General features: G+C 42.7%; 13 protein-coding genes. 12 read left to right on the forward strand and 1 reads right to left on the reverse strand.

Annotated features, from left to right (window positions below):
* The first annotated feature begins 114 nt into the window (after positions 1-114).
* The 5 genes from O6P32_RS06960 (at position 115) to O6P32_RS06980 (ending at position 5,718) form a co-directional block, all read left to right on the forward strand.
* The gene (locus tag O6P32_RS06960) at positions 115-735 is read left to right on the forward strand and encodes an acyltransferase (RefSeq protein WP_269877657.1); all 621 of its coding nucleotides are present in this window, start codon (positions 115-117) and stop codon (positions 733-735) included.
* Positions 736-759: 24 nt separating this feature from the next.
* Positions 760-1,806 carry a glycosyltransferase family protein gene (locus O6P32_RS06965; RefSeq protein ID WP_269877658.1) on the forward strand — a complete coding sequence of 349 codons (1,047 nt, stop codon included), beginning with the start codon at positions 760-762 and terminating at the stop codon, positions 1,804-1,806.
* Positions 1,807-2,429: 623 nt separating this feature from the next.
* Positions 2,430-3,536 carry a glycosyltransferase family 4 protein gene (locus O6P32_RS06970; protein ID WP_269877659.1) on the forward strand — a complete coding sequence of 369 codons (1,107 nt, stop codon included), beginning with the start codon at positions 2,430-2,432 and terminating at the stop codon, positions 3,534-3,536.
* Positions 3,537-3,542: 6 nt separating this feature from the next.
* Positions 3,543-4,616: a glycosyltransferase gene (locus O6P32_RS06975; RefSeq protein WP_269877660.1), complete on the forward strand. Its 1,074-nt coding sequence runs from the start codon at positions 3,543-3,545 to the stop codon at positions 4,614-4,616.
* Positions 4,594-5,718, forward strand: a complete 1,125-nt coding sequence (locus O6P32_RS06980) for a glycosyltransferase family 4 protein (RefSeq protein WP_269877661.1) — start codon at positions 4,594-4,596, stop codon at positions 5,716-5,718. Before O6P32_RS06975 ends, O6P32_RS06980 begins: the two co-directional genes overlap by 23 nt.
* Positions 5,719-5,726: 8 nt before the next feature.
* Here O6P32_RS06980 and O6P32_RS06985 read toward each other — a convergent pair whose 3' ends face one another.
* Positions 5,727-5,981: a hypothetical protein gene (locus O6P32_RS06985; protein WP_269877662.1), complete on the reverse strand. Its 255-nt coding sequence runs from the start codon at positions 5,979-5,981 to the stop codon at positions 5,727-5,729.
* A gap of 55 nt (positions 5,982-6,036) precedes the next feature.
* Between O6P32_RS06985 and O6P32_RS06990 the strand changes: the two genes are divergently transcribed.
* The 7 genes from O6P32_RS06990 (at position 6,037) to O6P32_RS07020 (ending at position 20,664) form a co-directional block, all read left to right on the forward strand.
* The gene (locus O6P32_RS06990) at positions 6,037-6,756 is read left to right on the forward strand and encodes a WecB/TagA/CpsF family glycosyltransferase (protein ID WP_269877663.1); all 720 of its coding nucleotides are present in this window, start codon (positions 6,037-6,039) and stop codon (positions 6,754-6,756) included.
* Positions 6,757-6,767: 11 nt separating this feature from the next.
* The gene (locus O6P32_RS06995; protein ID WP_269877664.1) at positions 6,768-8,105 is read left to right on the forward strand and encodes a nucleotide sugar dehydrogenase; all 1,338 of its coding nucleotides are present in this window, start codon (positions 6,768-6,770) and stop codon (positions 8,103-8,105) included.
* Between the two features lie 568 nt (positions 8,106-8,673).
* Positions 8,674-12,495, forward strand: a complete 3,822-nt coding sequence (locus O6P32_RS07000) for a GDSL-type esterase/lipase family protein (protein WP_269877665.1) — start codon at positions 8,674-8,676, stop codon at positions 12,493-12,495.
* A gap of 113 nt (positions 12,496-12,608) precedes the next feature.
* On the forward strand, positions 12,609-12,938 hold the full coding sequence (locus O6P32_RS07005) for an L-rhamnose mutarotase (protein ID WP_269877666.1): 330 nt from the start codon (positions 12,609-12,611) through the stop codon (positions 12,936-12,938).
* Positions 12,939-13,074: 136 nt separating this feature from the next.
* The gene (locus O6P32_RS07010; protein WP_269877767.1) at positions 13,075-15,948 is read left to right on the forward strand and encodes a bifunctional fucokinase/fucose-1-phosphate guanylyltransferase; all 2,874 of its coding nucleotides are present in this window, start codon (positions 13,075-13,077) and stop codon (positions 15,946-15,948) included.
* A 1-nt stretch (position 15,949) separates the two neighbouring features.
* Positions 15,950-17,155 carry a sugar MFS transporter gene (locus O6P32_RS07015; RefSeq protein ID WP_269877667.1) on the forward strand — a complete coding sequence of 402 codons (1,206 nt, stop codon included), beginning with the start codon at positions 15,950-15,952 and terminating at the stop codon, positions 17,153-17,155.
* 488 nt (positions 17,156-17,643) lie between these two features.
* Complete coding sequence (locus O6P32_RS07020; RefSeq protein ID WP_269877668.1) at positions 17,644-20,664, forward strand: SusC/RagA family TonB-linked outer membrane protein; 3,021 nt, start codon at positions 17,644-17,646, stop codon at positions 20,662-20,664.
* Positions 20,665-20,670: the final 6 nt, after the last annotated feature.

Below are 20,670 nucleotides of genomic sequence, written 5' to 3' on the forward strand. Positions count from 1 at the left end.
TACATTTTTGATCTATTTAAGAAGAAAACGCCTAAAAGCAGATTTTTCTATACAATATGTTAAAATTAGATATTTCCCAAAATTAATCACTATTTATATTACAATATTAGAACAATGAAAAAAATAATCTGGATATATAAGGGAGCAAAAATTAGCTGGGCGAGATTCTATTGCTTAGCTACAACCTTCATAACAAAACTTTACTTTATCCTAAACAACGTTAAGTTTAAACGTGGTCTAAAAAGTTCTGGGACACCAGTAATTCACTTATCTATAAACGCTTCTTGTTACATAGGCGAATATTTAACTTTAGGCAATTGGGTACAAAATAATGCATCTGGAATTATTGCTCGTTGTAAGATAGAAGTTAGAAATCAAGCCATTTTACAAATAGGAAACCATGTAGGAATAACAGCAACAACTATTATATGTCACAATAAAATAATTATTGAAGATCATGTAAAAATTGGTGTGGGGACACATATATATGATACAAATTTTCATAATATAAACCCAAAAGACAGAATTTATCTAGATAAACTAGAAACTGTAAGAAATGCTCCTATTTACATTAAAAAGAATGCATTTATTGGAGCCTTTTGCATCATTCTAAAAGGAGTGACAATTGGAGAAAACTCTATTATCGCTGCAGGTTCTGTTGTTGTACATAATGTTCCTGCCAATGAAATATGGGGAGGAAACCCTGCTCAATTTATAAAAAAAATAGATTTCTAAATTATCAATTCATAATATATACAAATGAAAACACTTTATATAGCAGATGTTCGAAGTATGAACAATAATGGTATCTCACCAGGTCATTATTTTCCAGTAGCAAGTAATTATTATAACATGTTTAAAGACACTTGTAAAGTCCTAGTAACTGGAGGTCCTATTTATAAAACAAAATTTAATAATACGTATCTTTTACCATATGATACTTATAGCCAAAAATCTAACATCATTAACAAAATAAGAACTTTAAAAAATTTGATGTTCTTATTCAAGCATAAAAATGAAAATGACATTATTATCATTCAAAGTAGTTCAGTAGCAACAGCACTTATCGGTATAGCTCTTTTTAAACAATCAAAATGTAAAGTTTATACAATACAATACAATACAGAATGCGTAAACAGTCCTATAAAAAAAATAATTTATAAACTAGCTTCTTCAAAAATAAATGGAATTATTTGTCCAGACAAAAAAATAGGAAATGCCTATAAACGGCCATATTGCATTGTTCCCGATTATATCTATACAGGTCATAATGCAAAAAAAATCTTACCTTTTTCTGAAAGAAAATATGATTTTAGTCTATTAGGATTAATTTGCAAAGACAAAGGTGTAGTAGAAGTTGCACAAAAATTAAAACATACAAACTATCGAATTCTTATTGCAGGTAAGCCTCAAACAGAAGAGATAAAAAAAGAGATTATTGAGATTTGCAAAAACAGTAATAATATTGAACTAAAACTTGAATATTTATCTGATGAAGAGTATGATACAACAATCAGAAACAGTAAATATTGTATATTAAATTATTCAGGAGCTTACTCAGAGCATAGTAGTGGTGTAGTTTTTGATATAATATTTAGAGGAACTCCAGTAATTGGTAAAAAATGTAAGTTTTTAGATTTTATTACTGTCTATAACATTGGAAGAATATTTGATGAAATAGAAAATTTCTCTCCTACAGAAGTTCTTATCCCTTCTGTTCATCAAAATTACATTAATAACATTAACAATTATTATTTAACACATCAACAGCATATTTTATCTTTAAAAAATTTCTTAAATTTATAAATTATCTTTTAGTGTCTAAAGCTGAAGCAGATGATAGCAGATCTTAAAAAAGCAGAATGAATTACTTCTGAAGGGGACGACGCTTTAAAGGTACTGAAAAAACTAGACAAAAAGAATCTATTAAAAACTAGAAAACATTGACTGTAAAGCAGCAAACAATCTCAAAAGTAAAAGATGAGAACGATTTTGACAGTAACCAGAATCCAAGAGATTGCTCCGGATGTAAGCCCCAATATACGTACAACCGACCAAGAAAAAGGAAAGACCGTACAAAAAAATGTAATACAAACGCATGAAGATAAATACAAAAATGAAGATAATCGGAGGCGTTCGATATACTAAGTACATAAAATACCTCAACAACATACCATACATAGATTTCAAATGTAGGATGAATGATATATCGCGATCGATAACATGAAAAAATTATTCCGAAACATTACTGAAGGACAAAGGAATACAAAAATCTTTTGTCAATAACGATTAAAAACAATACTAAATTAAAATTTAGCTCCAATTTTTGATTTATTTAGAGGGAAATACTGAAAAGTCTCTTTCCCAATACGACATATCAAAATTGAACGCTAACGATATCAATAGTTTAATACTAAATATAAAAACCAATGAAAAATTTACTTATATTTCATTCTGCATTAGCTCCATATAGACTTGATTTTTTCAATACTTTAGCAGACAATTATAATTGTCACATAGTATTCCTATCACGCAATAACAGAAATCAACCTTTTAATCAAAAAGAACTTTTAAGTAAAGCTCGCTTTACTTATTCTTTTATGGATATAAAAATTGTTATTAAAAATAGGGATTTTAATATTGGATATTTATATCATATTATCAAATATAAACCCGATATTATAATTGGTGGAGAATATGGCTTACCAGTATTAATACCATATTTCTATAAAAAATTATTTCGACAAAAATATACTATTTATACCATATGCGATGACAGTTTAAAAATAGCTCAAGAATGTAAAGGAATAAGAGCAAAATTACGGTCTTATTTAGTACATAAATTAGATGGTTTTATTTTTATTTCATCCCAAGTATCTCAATGGTATAAAGAAAATTTTAAAATCAAAAAAAAAATAATTGTATTTCCTATAATTAAAGAAGAAAATAATTATCAATTACAATTAAAAAAATCGTTGCCCATATCTATATCTTTTCAAGATAAGTTTAAGTTAAAAGGGAAAAAAATAATTCTCTATATTGGAAGGTTAACAGAAGTAAAAAATTTAAATTTACTCATTAACGCATATAAACAAATTGCTAATCCTAACTATACTTTAATATTAGTAGGAGAAGGAAATCAAAAAAAACAATTACAAGAGAAAGTACAAAAATTAAACTTATCAAATCAAGTTCTTTTTGTTGGAAGATATGAAGGTAATGAATTATATGCCTGGTATAATTTAGCTAATATTTTTGTTCTTCCAAGTGTATATGAACCATTTGGAGCAGTGACAGCAGAAGCACTACAAGCCGGCTGTCCCGTTTTATGTTCACAAAATGCAGGTTCTGCAGAACTTATAAAAAACAATATTAACGGACATCTCTTTGATCCTCAAAATGAAAATCAACTTGCAATATTATTAAAAGAGTATATAAATAATGCTCCTAATATAAATTTAAATCAAATACGTTCCTCAATCTTAATAACAACATTTGAATCATGCAAAAATAAATTAATCCAATCCTTAAAATAAAATTTCATGAAAGTTTTCCATATCATCAGCCATTTTGATTTAGGAGGAGCTGAAAGAGTAGCTATAAATATTGCAAAATCAAAATCTCCAGACTTTCAATACTTCCTTTTTGAAGTTGTAAAAGGAGAATCTTCATTTACCAATGAACTGAAAAAAGAATTGGAACAAAATGATATAAATTATTATTGTTCTCCTTTTAAAAATAAGAAAATAGCTCTTTGTCTGTTTTGGAGTTGGTTTATTATAAAGTATGCAACAATTAAGCCCAATATCATACATACACATACAGAAATCCCTGATTTAGCATTGTGGATCTTTCGAAAAATAGCTTGGATTCTTTTTTGGATAAAGCCTAAATATATCAGAACGATTCATAATACGGAACTTTGGAATGAATGGAAAGGAATTGGCAAAATTGTAGAGCGATTTTATAAAAAAAACAATTGTAATATTGCTATATCCACTTCTACACAACAAAAATATCAAGAAGCCTATGGAGGTATACTCCCTCCTATTATCTATAACGGTCTGGAAATAAAACCACAAAGAAAATTCTCTAATGTCCAAACAGATAAAATCAATATCCTTTTTGCTGGGCGACTGGAATATCAAAAAGGAATAGATGAACTAATTGCTGTAGTAACTGCACTAAAACAAGATAAACGTTTCTTCTTCCATATCATCGGAGATGGTTCTATGAAAGAAAAACTAACTAATGCCATACAAGGACTAAATAATGTAACTTTATATCCTAAAGTATATAATTTATCGGAATATTTAGGATCTTTTGACTATCTATTTATGCCTTCTAATTTTGAAGGATTAGGGTTAATGTCTATTGAAGCAAGTTTAGCCTATACACCTTCTATTATTAATTCATGTTTAGGATTAAATGAAACACTTCCTAAGAATTGGGAACTAATAGTAGAAAATAACTCCATCGAAGATTTTCTAACCATTTTCAACCACCTGCCTCAATATGATTATCAATATCTATGTGAAAAAGCCTATCAATTTGCAAGTACCCATTTTTCAATAGAAAAAATGCAACAAGAATATGAAAGAATCTATAAACAGTAAAATGAGAGTGCTGTTTATCATGCACATGCCCCCTCCTGTTCATGGAGCAGCTATGATGGGAAAATATATTCACGACAGCCGTGTAGTGAATGAAGCATTCGACTGCTACTATATTAATCTTGCTACAGCAAAAGACTTGGCAGATATAGGAAAGATACGACTGCAAAAGTTTACGCAGTTTTATCAATTACTTAATAAGATTCGTAAAGAAGTAAAACGTATCCGACCAGAGTTGGTATATGTAACTCCCAATGCAAAAGGAGGTGCTTTCTACAAGGATTTTATTGTGATACAGATACTGAAAAGTATGGGGTGCAAGGTAGTAGTGCATTATCATAATAAAGGGGTATCGCTAAGACAAGATAAGGTAATAGACAATTTATTGTATCGTACTTTTTTTAAGAATCTGAAAGTGATACTACTGGCAGAAGCACTTTATGCGGATGTACAAAAGTATGTATCCCATAAAGATGTATGTATCTGTCCGAATGGGATTCCGGAAGCATTGGCAGCCGAACCTTCTGCAGGAAAACATAATGCAATTCCTAAACTTTTATTTTTATCGAACTTATTGATTGATAAAGGGGTATTTACCTTACTGGATGCTTGCAAGATTTTGAAAGAAAAAGGATATCAGTTTACCTGTGATTTCGTGGGAGGCGAAACGGCTGATATCAATGCGGAACGTTTTAATCAGGAGGTTGCAATACGAGGAGTGAATGAACAAGTATGCTATAAAGGAAAAAAATACGGAGTAGAAAAAGAAGAAATATTGAAAAATGCAGATTTGTTTGTTTTCCCGACTTACTATTCGAATGAATGTTTTCCTCTTGTGTTACTGGAAGCTATGCAGCAGGGACTTCCTTGTATCAGTACCAATGAAGGGGGAATTGCGGATATTATTATCCCCAATGAAACAGGGTATATTGTACCCAAAAAGTCAGCACAGGATTTGGCTGATAAAATAGAAATTTTATTAAAAGATACTTCCTTGCGTCTTGAAATGGGGAATAAAGGATTGGAACGATACAAACAGTTCTTTACGCTAGAGGCTTTTGAACAACGTATTGCATCGATTTTGAAGGAAGCTATACTATCGTAAATCCATCCTCACTCCTCCTCCATCAACTCCCTCTGCACCGCCTGCCACACAGAGGATTCCAACAGGAAATAAGGCACAGCTTCCCGGCTTCCCTCAAAATAAAAGAATAAATGCTTGATCCCGAGTGCCTCGGAATAGGCATAAGGCTGGATGCGGACAATGGCAATGCCCTGCGCCTGAAGACGGGACAATAAACGCACACGCTGACGCTTGTTCAGCGATTTATACTTCTGATAAAGGGTATCTATGTCGTAAGATTTCATTATGCTCTACTGATTGGACTTGGATACGCAAAAATAATATTTAATCTTATTATATATGCTTAAACTGAAAGAGTTATCTCTTCTGACTTCCAGAAGAGAGCTATCGTCGTTGCCTGATGGCAAGTTACTTATCAATACGATTAATGCTCATTCTTATAATACGGCACTGAAAGACAGTCTGTTTGCCGAAGCACTGACCAAAGGGGATGTACTGATTCCCGACGGGGCCAGCGTGGTGATGGCGTGCCGGTGGCTGAAGGCGAAATCGCAACCCACGGAACGTATTGCGGGATGGGACTTGTTTGTACACGAAATGAACAGACTGAACCGGAAAGGGGGTACGTGTTTCTTTATGGGGAGCAGTGAGAAAGTGCTGGAACTGATCCGGAAGCGGGCGGCTGTGGATTATCCGAACATCAAGGTGGCAACGTATTCGCCTCCGTATAAGCCGGAGTTTAGCGAAGAGGATAACAAAGGGATTATTGAAGCGATTAACAGGGCGAATCCGGATTTGCTGTGGATTGGGATGACGGCGCCGAAGCAGGAAAAGTGGACGTATACGCACTGGAAGGAACTAGATATTCACTGCCACGTGGGAACGATTGGGGCGGTGTTTGATTTCTTTGCGGGTACGGTGGAACGTGCTCCGCTGTGGTGGCAGGAGCATGGTCTGGAGTGGTTGTACCGTTTGCTGAAGGAGCCGAAACGGATGTGGAGACGCTATATCATAGGGAATACGCTATTTCTAAAGAATATTTTAAAGGAAATAAATTAATAAATGAAACAATGAAAAATTTAAGAAATCTGAATATCGCCGTAGCCGGAACTGGTTACGTTGGTCTTTCTATTGCCACTTTATTGGCACAGCATCATAAAGTAACTGCAGTAGATGTAATACCTGAAAAGGTAGAAAAAATCAACAATCGTATCAGCCCGATACAGGATGAATACATCGAAAAGTATCTGGCAGAAAAAGAACTAAACCTCACCGCTACATTAGACGGAAAAGCTGCTTATAAAGATGCTGATTTTGTAGTGATTGCAGCTCCTACCAATTATGATCCGGTGAAGAATTACTTTGACACCAGTCATGTGGAAGAAGTAATTGATTTGGTACTGGAAGTGAATCCGGATGCCGTTATGGTCATCAAGAGTACTATCCCGGTAGGTTACTGCCGTAGCCTGTATGTGAAATATGCAGAGAAATTTGCAAATACTCCTGCTCTTGCCGGAAAGAAATTCAATTTGCTTTTCTCTCCGGAGTTTCTGCGTGAAAGCAAGGCACTGTATGACAATCTCTACCCCAGCCGTATCATTGTAGGCATCCCTAAAATAATCAAAGGACAGGATAAAGAAAATGAAGCGATTACTTCCATTGCAGGAGAGCATCTGGAAGAGGCAGCTCATACTTTTGCAGCTCTCTTGCAGGAAGGGGCTTTGAAAGAGAATATCGACACCCTCTTTATGGGAATGAAAGAAGCGGAAGCTGTGAAACTGTTTGCTAATACTTATCTGGCTCTGCGTGTATCGTACTTTAACGAACTGGATACCTATGCAGAAATGAAAGGTCTGGATACACAGGCGATTATTCAGGGTATCAGTCTGGATCCGCGTATCGGTTCTCATTATAACAATCCTTCTTTCGGTTATGGGGGCTATTGCTTGCCGAAAGATACTAAACAGCTGTTGGCAAACTACCAGGATGTACCAGAAAATCTGATTGAGGCGATTGTAGAATCGAACCGTACCCGTAAGGACTTCATTGCAGACCGTGTACTGCACATGGCGGGATATTATGATTATTACAACCGTGGCGATTATAACCCTTCGGAAGAGAAAACTTGTACTATCGGTGTATACCGTCTGACCATGAAATCGAACAGTGATAACTTCCGCCAAAGCTCTATTCAGGGAGTGATGAAGCGTATCAAGGCGAAAGGTGCGACAGTGATTATCTATGAACCGACATTGGAAGATGGTAGCACATTCTTTGGCTCACAGGTGATTAATAACTTGGATGAATTTAAGAAACTGTCTCAGGCTATCATTGCTAATCGCTATGACAATTGCCTGGATGATGTGAAAGAGAAAGTATATACTCGTGATATTTTCCGTAGAGATTAGAAATTCCACCTTTTATTTCAGCCAAACTGATGAAAAAAAGGACTATTTGACACCTATCAACTTATAGAAAGTTTCCTTACAGAAGGAAAGTGAACCGAGAAAGACACATTCAAAAGGAAAGATTTCATTTTTCTTGTTATTATTTCTATAAAAATAAAGGATTATTTTTATAGAAATGTCATATTCTCTTTTTTCTATTAATAAAGAAGAAGTGATCAAGCGTGTTTGTCTTTCTCGTTTTTTTAGTATAATTACTGTATATAGCTTAGATCTCTACCACAACAAGACATTGATAGTAATATACACGAAAAACATACCTTAAAGAATAAGTAAAGGCAAGAATCTACAAAAGCGGTTTACGTGGGTATACAAATTCATATCTACTGAAGCCGCTTTTTCATTAAATACAAAATATATATTGTGTTTTGTAATAACGTTATACTGCTGTATAAAACTGTAGTTATTTATTATTGGCTTGCGAATATCAAGGTTTTTTGCGATTATTGCATATAATTTGTATAATAAATAGGGGGAGAATTTATAAATCGCAAACTTTAAATCTGAAAAAATGAGACACTTGTTTATGGGCAGGCTTTGGGTAATAGGCCTTCTTCTTTTGTTTGTATGTAATGTTTCGGGTGCAGAGAAATGCATTAAAGTGGCCTGTGTGGGCAACAGCATTACTTATGGGGCGGGAATCAATCATAGGGAAAAGAATGCGTATCCTGCGCAATTGCAGTATTTCCTGGGAGACGGGTATCGGGTGCAGAACTTTGGCTCGAACGGGGCGACTGCACAGACCGACGGGGACTATCCATATGTCCGGACTGAGGTTTACAAAAATTCGCTGGCATTTGAACCGGATATCGTGCTGATAAAGCTGGGTACCAATGATACCAAGCCGCAGAACTGGAAGGGAAAAGAGCGGTTTATGGAGGATTTACAGCATTTGATTGATGCTTACAAGGGGTTGCCGTCGAATCCGAAGGTGGTGTTGCTGACACCGGTGAGGTGTTTTCTGACTGAAAAGAATACCATCAGCCCTAAACTGATTGAGAAGGAGGTGCGGGAGTCGGTAGAGGAACTGGCTTACAGGAACGGACTTGGTATTGTAAATTTGTTCAATATTTTCGGTGATCAATGGGACGGTGCCTTAATGCCCGACCGTCTGCATCCGTCTGCCATTGGGGCTGGCATAATGGCAAGAAAAACAGGTGAGTTTATTCTGAATATGACCGGAGGAAAGGAGGTGGCTCCTGCTTCTTACGGGGGAACGGCGTTTAACTTTCACGGATACAGGGGCGAGGATTTTAAAGTGGATGGCGTAGAGTGTAAGATTGTAAAGCCTGCGAAGGAAGCGAAGGGAAAGCCTTGGGTATGGAGGGCGCGGTTCTGGGGGCATGAGCCTCAAACGGATATCGACTTGCTGGAACAGGGGTTTCATATTGCATATTGTGATGTGGCTGACTTGTATGGTGCGGATAAGGCGGTAAAACGTTGGAATAGATTTTATCGGTTTATGACCGGACGGGGATTCAACAGGAAGGTGGTGCTCGAAGGGATGAGCCGGGGCGGACTGATTGTGTATAACTGGGCGGCACAAAATCCGGATAAGGTGGCTTGTATTTATGCGGATGCTCCGGTGATGGACTTCAAGAGCTGGCCGATGGGAAAAGGGAAATATGCGGGTTCTGAAACCGATATTCAGCAGCTGATGAAGGCGTATGGGTTTAAGAACGAAGCGGAGGCTTTGAAGTGGCACGGCAATCCGCTGGATCATGTGGAGAAAATTGCCCGGGCGGGATTCCCTGTCTTGCACGTGGTGGGGGATGCGGATGAGATTGTACCGGTGGAAGAGAATACGGCTCTTTTTGAAAAGGGCATGAAGGAGAAAAAGGGGAATATAAGGGTGATTCATAAACCGGGTATCGGGCATCATCCTCATTCTTTGAATAATCCGGAGAAGATTGTGAACTTTATACTGAAGGCTACAGGGCATTTTCTGAATCCGTGTACGCGTGCGGTACCGGGGAATGAATACCGGTCGGGGGCCGGATGGAAGGAAGGTGCCGAATGGCATGCAATTGCCGGAGAGGTGGAAAGTGAACTGGACGGACGGGAACTGGATGTGCTGTTGGTGGGAAATTCTATCACGCAGGGATGGGGAGGCGAACGGAAGCTGGTTACGTATAAGCCGGGGAAAGCGGCTATGGACCGTATGGCTGGTGAAGGGAACTGGGCCAGTGCCGGGATTTCGGGAGACCGTACGCAGAATGTGCTCTGGAGATTGCGGAATGGAAACTATAACAGATGTCGTCCGAAGAATGTGGTGATTGCGATTGGTATTAATAATCTGATTTCGGGAGGGGATGATGCGGAGGATACTGCGGAAGGGATTATCGCGGTGACTGAAGAGGCGTGCAGAGAGTTTCCGGAATCGAAAATTATTTTACTGGGGCTTTTCCCTTCGGGTAAGGAGAAAGACTGTGAGGTGCGCCGGCAATGTAATCGGATACATGAGGTGCTGGGCGGACACGGCTTCGACAAAAGAGTGGTGTATGTGAATCCTACGGAGTGGTTCCTGGATGAGAAGGGAACGATTAAGGGGGATTTGTATAGCGGGGATTATATTCACCTGACTGAAAAGGGTTATGAGTGTGTGGCTGAAAAGCTGAAGGAGCTTATTGAGAGGGATAAGGCGGTCCGTACGGTGTGGTATGAGCCGGCTAAGGATTCCTGCTTGCCGGTTCATGGACGGTGGTGGAATGCGGAGATAGGTGGACATTTTCAGAGATTGCCGGATAGAGCGGCGGAACTGGTGAGAAAACCGGTGTGGGATTTATCGCTGCAGACGGCGGGAGTGTATGTGAAGTTTTATACGAATGCAACGTCTGTGCGGGTGAGGTATCAGGTGACTGGCGGACTTTCGATGGTGCACATGCCTGCTACCGGAGTGAGTGGTGTGGACTTGTATTCCATGGATTGCGACGGTGTGGTGAACTGGTGTGCCGGGAATTATCAGTTTGGGGATACGATACAGTATTCTTATGAGGATCTGACTGACCGGAATACGCATAAGAAAGGGAATGAATATACGTTGTATTTACCGCTGTATAATGGTGTGAAATGGTTGCAGATCGGGGTTCCGGAGGGATGTAGAATGGATTTTGTGAAACCGTCGGTGGAAAAGCCGGTAGTGGTGTATGGTACTTCGATTGCGCAGGGGGCGTGTGCGTCGCGCCCGGGTATGGCGTGGACGAATATATTGCAGCGGAAACTGGACAGGCCTGTGGTGAATCTGGGATTTTCCGGCAACGGACAACTGGATGAAAGTATGTTCAGATTGTTGTCTGAGTGTGATGCGGCGGTGTATGTCATCGACTGTATGCCGAATATGACGAAGGAAAGAGTGAAGCTGATCCGGGAAAGACTGATAAAGGGTATCGGTATCTTGAGAGAGAAAAACGAGACTCCTATCTTGCTGGTGGAACATGACGGGTATATGGGGTATCGGGCTTCGGATAAGAAAGGGGCTTTGTTTACCCAGACGAATAGGGAATTGAAGGCGGCTTATGAAGCGCTGAAGGATAGTGTGAGGAACTTGTATTATCTTAGTTTTGAGGAGATAGGAATGGGGATGGATAGTCAGGTGGACGGAGTGCATGCGACTGACCTGGGCATGCAGCAGTATGCAGAGGCTTATTACAGGAAAATTACCAGCGTGCTGTATCCGGAACTCCAGCCGACTGTCTTCGTGCCGGCGAGACAGCATCGTGACTCGTATACTTATCAGTGGAACGACAGGCATGAGGAGATCTTGAAGTATAACGAAACGGAGAAGCCTGAAATCGTGATGTTGGGTAACTCGATTACGCATTTCTGGGGAGGTGAGCCTTTTGAAAAGCGCAGAGTGGCGGACGAGGTCTGGCAAAAGTTGTTTAAAGGGAAAAGAGTGGTGAACCTTGGTTTTGGATGGGATCGGCTGGAGAATGTGATGTGGAGAATCCAACATGGGGAACTGGATGGGTATAGCGCACAGAAAATATTTATGATGCTGGGGACGAATAATCTGAGTGTGAATACAAACGAAGAAATTGTCTCGGGTATTAAGGAGATTGTATCGTGGATTAAAATCAAACAGCCTGATGCGAAATTGTATGTGGTGAAAATATTGCCTCGCCGGAATATGGAGGAAAGGTTGGGTGTGCTGAATGGGTTGCTGGAGGAAGCAGTGGCTACAGATCGCAAGGTGCAGGTGATTGATTTGACTGATGTCTTTATCGGAAAGGATGGAAAGATAGACGAGAAGCTTTTTTCGGATGGTCTGCATCCTAACTGTGAGGGGTATAAACGGATTGCAAAAGTATTGAGGAAATATGTCATGCAGTAATGCATTGTATCGCATGATGATTGAATAAAAGAGTATAGTTTAAAAGAGGCCTGTTTTTCAGACCTCTTTATTTTTATATCACTGTGAATAATTAATTTATTTATTACAAGAGAATGAAAAGATATTGCCAGACTTTGGATCTCTACGACGACAAGGAGCTGATAGCGGCGTACGTGGAGGAGCATGCCCATGTATGGGAGGAAGTGAAGGCGGGAATCCGCGAAGTGGGAATCCTGGATATGCAGATTTATATCCACGGAAACCGCCTGTTCATGATTATGGATACAACAGACGAGTTTGATATGGAACGTGACTATGCACGGCTGGCTACGCTGCCACGCCAGGCGGAATGGGAAGCGCACATGGCCAAGTACCAGAAGGCTGCACCCGGACAGGCCGCTAACGAGAAATGGAAACTGATGGAGAGAATTTTTAAATTGTAGTTGACAATGGGACAAGGTGTTATGAGTTTCTTAGTTCTTGTGTTTATGAGTTTGATAACACCAACCAACTAAAAAACTTAAAAACTCAAAAACTTAAACAAGTGCCTCGTCAACTCGTCACCTGATACCTCGTCACCTGAAAAATAAAACTAAAAAACTTACAATGAAGAAACTACTGTCATTGCCTCCCAACTTAGTGGAGTGCTTTCATGATATTGAAAAGGCAGACCGCAACGAGTGGTTCTGCACGTCGGACCCGATAGGAAGCAAGCTGGGGTCCGGAGGAGGTACGGCCTGGCTGCTCAGGGCGTGCATGGAGAGTGAGAATACAAGTGAGAATCTGGCCGGATGGCTGGCGAAGGAGAAGCGTATCCTGCTGCATGCGGGAGGACAGAGCCGGCGTCTGCCTGCCTATGCGCCTTCGGGTAAGATCCTTACGCCGATTCCGGTGTTCCGCTGGGGACGCGGGCAGAAACTGACACAGAACCTGCTCTCGCTGCAGCTGCCGCTTTACGAAAGGATTATGGAAAAGGCTCCGGAAGGGCTGCATACGCTGGTGGCAAGCGGGGATGTGTACATCCGTGCGACGGAAGCGCTGCAGGAGATTCCGGATGCGGACGTGGTGTGCTACGGACTGTGGGTGGACCCGCAGCTGGCAAAGAACCACGGGGTGTTTGTTTCCTCGAGAAAGGAACCGGACCGGCTGGACTTCATGCTGCAGAAACCGAGCGTGGAGGAGCTGGGAGCACTGATGAAGGATTATCTTTTCCTGATGGACATCGGTATCTGGCTGCTGAGCGACCGGGCTGTGGAACTGATGGTGAAGCGTTCGGAAAAGGACGGAAAGATTGGATTCTATGATATGTACTCGGACTTCGGACCGGCACTGGGAGCGCATCCGCGCCTGCACGACGAGGAGCTGGCGCAGCTGAAGGTGGCGATTCTGCCGCTGCCGGGCGGGGAATTCCACCACTACGGTACGAGCCGGGAGATGATCTCCTCTACCCTCGCCGTGCAGAACTGTGTGATGGACCAGCGGGCCATCATGCATCATAAGGTAAAACCGCATCCGGCTATCTTCGTGCAGAACGCGAAGGTGGAATGCAGGCTGACTGCGGAGAATGCGGAGGTGTGGATCGAGAACAGCCACGTGGGAAAGGAATGGAAACTGAACAGCCGCAACATCATTACCGGTGTGCCCTGCAACGCATGGAAGATGGAGGTGCCCGAAGGGGTCTGCATCGACGTGGTGCCGATGGGTGAACGGGGTTTTGTGGCAAGACCGTACGGATTCAACGATGCGTTCAAGGGGGCGCTGGACAAGGAGGGTACGCTGTATCAGGGTGTACCGGCGGCGGAATGGCTGAAGGCCCGCGGAATGAAGCCGGAGGAGATCAGAGGAAATCAGGACCTGCAGGCGGCAGCAATCTTCCCGGTGTGCGAATCGGTGGAGGATCTGGGTACGGTGCTGCGATGGATGACGGCGGAACCGGAACTGGAAGAGGGAAAGAATATATGGCTGAAGGCGGAAAAGATGTCGGCGGACGAAATCTCGGCGTATGCCAACCTGAGAAGACTGACCGCGCAGCGTGAGGAGTTCCGCAAGGTGAACTGGAAGACGCTGGCGGAGAACCATGGAAAGAGTGTGTTCTACCAGCTGGACCTGCAGCAGGCGGCGGAAGAGTACAGCCGTCTGGGACTGGAACTGCCGGCGGAACTGGATGAGACGACTCCCCTGCTCACACGTATCAGTGATGCGATGTTCCGTGCACGGACAATGCAGCTGGCAGGTGCCGGAGAGCAGGAAGTGAAAGCGATGGAGGAAAAGGCGTTTGCACTGATGCGCAACGGACTGGTGAGTACGGTGGACTTCCGCCAGCATCCGAAGCTTTCGGTGTATGAGGACCAGATTGTGTGGGGAAGAAGCCCGGTACGTGTGGATCTGGCAGGGGGTTGGACGGATACCCCGCCCTACAGTCTGATGGAGGGGGGTAATGTGGTGAACATTGCCATCGAGCTGAACGGACAGCCTCCTTTGCAGGTGTATGTGAAGCCGTCGAAGGAATACAAGGTGATTCTGCGCTCCATCGACCTGGGGGCCATGGAGGTGGTGACCTCGTACGAGGAGCTGCATGCGTTCAATAAGGTGGGCTCGCCTTTCTCCATACCGAAGGCGGCGCTGGTGCTGGCGGGATTCCACCCGGATTTCAATACGGAATGTTATGCCTCGCTGGAGGAACAGCTTAAGGCTTTCGGTGCGGGTATCGAGGTGACACTGCTTTCGGCTATTCCGGCGGGATCGGGACTGGGTACAAGTTCGATTCTGGCGGCTACGGTGCTGGGAGCGGTGAACGATTTCTGCGGCCTGAACTGGGACAAGCAGGAGATTGGAAGCCGCACGCTGATTCTGGAGCAGCTGCTTACCACAGGCGGAGGATGGCAGGACCAGTACGGCGGCGTGCTGCAGGGAGTGAAGATGCTGCAGACAAAGGCGGGATGGAACCAGGAGCCGATGGTGAGATGGCTGCCCGACTATCTGTTTACGGGAAGCGAGTACCGCAAGTGTCATCTGCTGTATTATACGGGTATCACGCGTACGGCGAAGGGGATTCTGGCGGAGATTGTACGGGGAATGTTCCTCAACTCGTCGAAGCACCTGGAGCTGCTGGGTGAGATGAAGGGGCATGCCGTGGATATGTATGACGCGATCCTGAGAAATGACTTTACCGCAATGGGACGTCTGGTGCGCAAGACCTGGAAGCAGAACCAGCTGCTGGACGAGGGCACGAACCCGCCGGCAGTGCAGGCGCTCACGGAACTGGTGGACGACCTGTGTCTGGGTTACAAGCTGCCGGGAGCAGGGGGCGGAGGCTATCTGTACATGGTGGCCAAGGACCCGGAAGCGGCTGCGAGAATACAGCGGATTTTGAATGAGAACAGACCGAACGACAGGGCGCGTTTCGTGGAGATGAGCCTCTCGGAAAAGGGTCTTGAAATAAGCAGAAGCTGATATGGAAAGAAACGGTCTGGTGAGAACGAAGGAGGGACGGAGTTTCCTCCTTCCGTTTATTCTGATTACAAGCCTCTTCTTTCTCTGGGGCTTTGCACACAGTATTCTGGATGTGCTGAACAAGCATTTCCAGGATACGATGGAGATTACAAGGACACGCTCGGCGCTGATTCAGGCCGTGGTGTACGGGGGATATTTCATCATGGCGCTGCCGGCGGGGAACATCATCCGGCGTTTCGGATACCGCGCGGGGGTACTGACGGGACTCGTGCTGTACGGCGTGGGGGCGCTGCTCTTCATTCCGGGGGGAAAGATCGGCTCGTTCGAGTTCTTCCTGTTCTCGCTCTTTGTGATAGGGTGCGGACTGACCTGCCTGGAAACGGCGGCGAACCCGTATGTGACGGTGCTCGGAGACCCGGAAGGGAGCGAGCGGAGACTGAACCTGGCGCAGTCGTTCAACGGACTGGGGTGGATCTGCGGACCACTCGTGGGGGGATTCTTCCTCTTCGCGGGAGGCGGGGACGTGAGTACGCCGTATGCCATCATCGGGTGTATCGTGCTGGCGGTGGCGCTGGTCTTTGCACGGGTGAAGCTGCCGGAAATCGGGGACACTCCTGCCCCCAGAATGAAGGAGGAAAGCACGGACAGCAGAGGGCTGTGGAAGGAAAGTACGTTTACCTTCGGTCTGGTGGCGCTCTTCCTGTATGTGGCGGCACAAACGGGTATCAACAGTTTCTTTATCAACTATGCCACGGAAACGGCGGGAATTTCGGCACACGAGGCGTCGGTATGGCTGTCGTTCGGGGGCATGGGACTCTTCATGGCGGGACGCATGGGAGGAAGCTGGCTGATGCGCTCGGTAAGGGCGGAAAAGGTGCTGACGGCATGTGCCGTGGGAGCGGTGGCAAGTATGGCTGCCGTGATTCTGCTGCCGGGAAGGGCAGGATGGTACGGACTGCTGTGCTGTTTCCTGTGCGAGTCGATCATGTTCCCCACCATCTTTGCACTGGCGCTGAGGAAGACGGGAAGCAATACCAAGAGGGCGTCGTCGTTCCTCATCATGTCGATTGTGGGCGGGGCCATCGCTCCGGTGCTGATGGGGGCCATCGCGGATACCAGCTCCATGGCTACGGGATTCTCCGTTCCGCTGGTATGCTTTGTTGTGATTGCGGTGTATGCGTATAGATATAAGGCGATAAGTTTGTAAGTTTTTAAGTTTGTGAGTTTGTAAATTCATAACCAACTTAAAAAGTTACAAACTAAAAAACTCAAAACAGACAAGACCTTGTCAACTCAAAAAACTCAAAAACTAACAAACTAAAAAACTCAAATTAATATTGACAAATAGTAGGCTCACGGTATTCGTACCGTGGGCCTGCTTTGTTTTTATGCTTTCCATTTTTCTCTATAAACACATTTTTAATATTAAAAAGACTATTTGTGTTAAAAGACGCAGAAGTAATTTAAACAACATTGCATATTTTAAAAAATAAAAACTTTTATATAAAGTTGTTTTATTATATACAATCACATATATTTGCGATGCATTAGATAAATATCCTAACAAATTGATGGGAAGTATGAAAAAAACACTATCACAAATTAATCTGCCACCCTCTTAAAAACAGATGGTGCAATGCTAAACTTTGTTATTTTATTCTAGCAATAGGTGCTTCGCCAATATGCAACCAACAAATGTGTTTAGCGGCAGAAAACCACAACTACCAAAAGACAAAAGATGTAAACAATGAGGGAAAAATTACTTATCAGGGCGTAGTTGTAGATGATACAGATATGCCACTTCCTGGCGTAAATGTAACATTCAAAAACGCCAAAGGAGTAGGTGTTGTAACCGATCTGGATGGAAAATTCTCAATTGCTATTCCGGAAAATGTACGCAGCCTTATTTTCTCTTATGTAGGTATGAAAACGCAGACCATAAATCTTTCCGGAAACAGAGACAATATAAAGGTACGTCTGGAACCGGATGTAGTATCGCTGCAGGAAACTGTTATCACCGGTATCTATACCAGAAAGGTAGAAAGCTTTACCGGTTCTATGGCTACTTATTCTGAAAAGGATTTGAAAATAATAGGCAACCAGAATGTATTGCAGAGCTTGAAGGCACTGGACCCGTCGTTTATTATTCTGGAAAACAATCTTGCCGGTTCTGACCCGAATGCGACAATGAATCTGAATATCGGAGGTAGTACAAATATCGTAGGATTGGAAACTGAATATACTACCAACCCGAACCAGCCGCTGTTTATCCTTGATGGATTTGAAACAACTCTTTCTACTATCACCGACCTTAGTATGGACCGTATTGCCAGCATCACCATCTTGAAGGATGCATCGTCTACCGCAATCTATGGTGCAAAGGCAGCCAATGGTGTAGTAGTAGTAGAAACCAAGAAACCGGAAGCCGGTAGATTGAGATTCAACTACAACGGTAACTTTGGTGTAGAATGGGCTGATCTGACAGACTATAACCTGATGAATTCTGAAGAAAAACTGCAATATGAAAAACTGGCAGGATATTATGGTGATCTGGGTGAAGACGGACAAATTATTGATGAATATTATCGCACACTGTATAACCAACGTTTGCTGAGAAGTAAACAGGGACTGGATTCGTACTGGCTGAATGAGCCGCTGCGTACAGGTTTCACACAGAGTCATAACATCTTTGCAGAAGGTGGTGACGCGGCGTTCCGATATGGTATCGGTATGACTTATACCAATACACAGGGCGTAATGAAAAACTCAAGCCGTGACATTTTGAACGGTAACGTACAGTTGACCTACCGAATTGATAAGTTTGCGTTCTCCAACCAAACCAATATTACCAATACGGGTATAGAAAATCCGATGGTATCGTTCAGCAGCTTTGCCAAAACAAACCCGTTCTACGATAAATACAATGAATATGGAGAAGTAGAACAGGTCATCGAAACAATTAAGACTCCAAGTGGTACACAGTATATTACTAACCCGTTGTGGGACTTGCAGCAGAAGAGTTTCGACAAGACCAACCAGCTGGCATTTACAAATAACTTCCAGATTGAATACAGACCGCTGACTGAATTGAGAATCAGAGGTAAATTCGGACTTACTGTAGGACGGAGTACCGCAGAAAAGTTCCAGTCACCGAAAATGAGTACATACCTGACTACAGATCAGCTGAAACGAGGAAGTTACTCGGAATCAAATACAAAATCTTCTTCATACGACGGTAGCTTGGATGTATCGTATGGTAAGACTTTCGGAGATCATACCATCAACGCAATCGGAGGTATGCAGATCAGCGAAAGCAATACAGACTTGTCGCAGTTCTCTGCAATAGGTTATTCCAGCGACTTGTTCTCGAATCCGAACTTCTCAAACGGATATCCGGATGGTGGTAAGCCGTATTCAACCATTTCGAAAACAAGACATGCCAGCTATTATGCCAACTTCAACTATGGATATAAGCTGAGATACCTGGTAGACCTTAACCTCCGTACCGACGGTTCGTCTGTATATGGTGTAAATAATCCGTTCTCTACTACCTGGTCATTCGGTTTGGGATGGAACATCCACAACGAAGCATTCTTCAAACCGAACGATATTCTGAATTACCTGAAACTGCGCTACTCATTGGGTAACCCGGGTAATGCCAACCTGAACGCTAAAATGGCGAACAGTATCTATACTTATTATACAAGCTATCCGAATATGTTCGGACTGGCTGCGTTAATCAGTACTTGGGGTAACAGCGGATTGCAATGGCAGCGTACCAACGAACAGAACTTTGGTATCGACGTGGAAATGTTCGACAACAGATTTAAACTGAGTACAGACTTCTTTATCAAGAAAACCGACCCGCTGTTGCTGAACATCGACTTCCCGCCTTCATCAGGTATTTCGAAAGTGCCTATGAACGTAGGTGCAATGAAGAACCGTGGTGTAACCTTTACAACAAGCTACATCCTGATGAGAAGCAACGACCTGAACTGGACCATCAATGCAAACTTGAGACACATCAAGACTACTTATTACAACATTGGTGATTTGCTGGAAAAATACAATGAACAAGGTAGAACCAACCAGACTCTGATACGATACTACGATGGAGCCAGCAGTACAGCAATGTATGCAGTGCGCTCGGCAGGTATCGATCCGATGACCGGTAACGAAATCTTTATCAAGAAAGACGGTTCGTACACCTTTAAATGGGATTCGGCCGATGAAGTAATTTGCGGAGATACGACTCCCGACATAGAAGGTTCTTTCGGTACTTATCTGTATTGGAAGGGATTCTCAATAAACGCAACCTTTACTTACCGTTATGGCGGACAGGCTTTCCTCTCTACCCTATTCAACAAAGTAGAAAACATCAGCGATGTAGAAGTGAAATACAACCAGGACAAACGTGCACTGTACGACCGCTGGCAGAAACCGGGAGATATCGCGAAGTTTAAACGTATCGACGATACAAGCCAGACAAATATGTCTTCACGATTTATCGCAGATGACAACACACTGGAACTGTCGTCTTTGTCGGTAGGTTACGAATGTACTGACGTAAAATGGCTGAAAACAATCGGAGCTTCGGCATTCAACATCCGTTTGTATGGTAATAACCTGTTCCGTCTTTCTACAATCAAGGAAGAAAGAGGTATAGATTATCCGTTCTCAAGAAAAATTTCAGCTTCAATTGGTATCCGCTTCTAAAACTGC

The sequence above is a fragment of the Phocaeicola acetigenes genome, assembly GCF_027529745.1.
In the GTDB taxonomy this organism is placed as follows: Bacteria; Bacteroidota; Bacteroidia; order Bacteroidales; family Bacteroidaceae; genus Phocaeicola; species Phocaeicola acetigenes.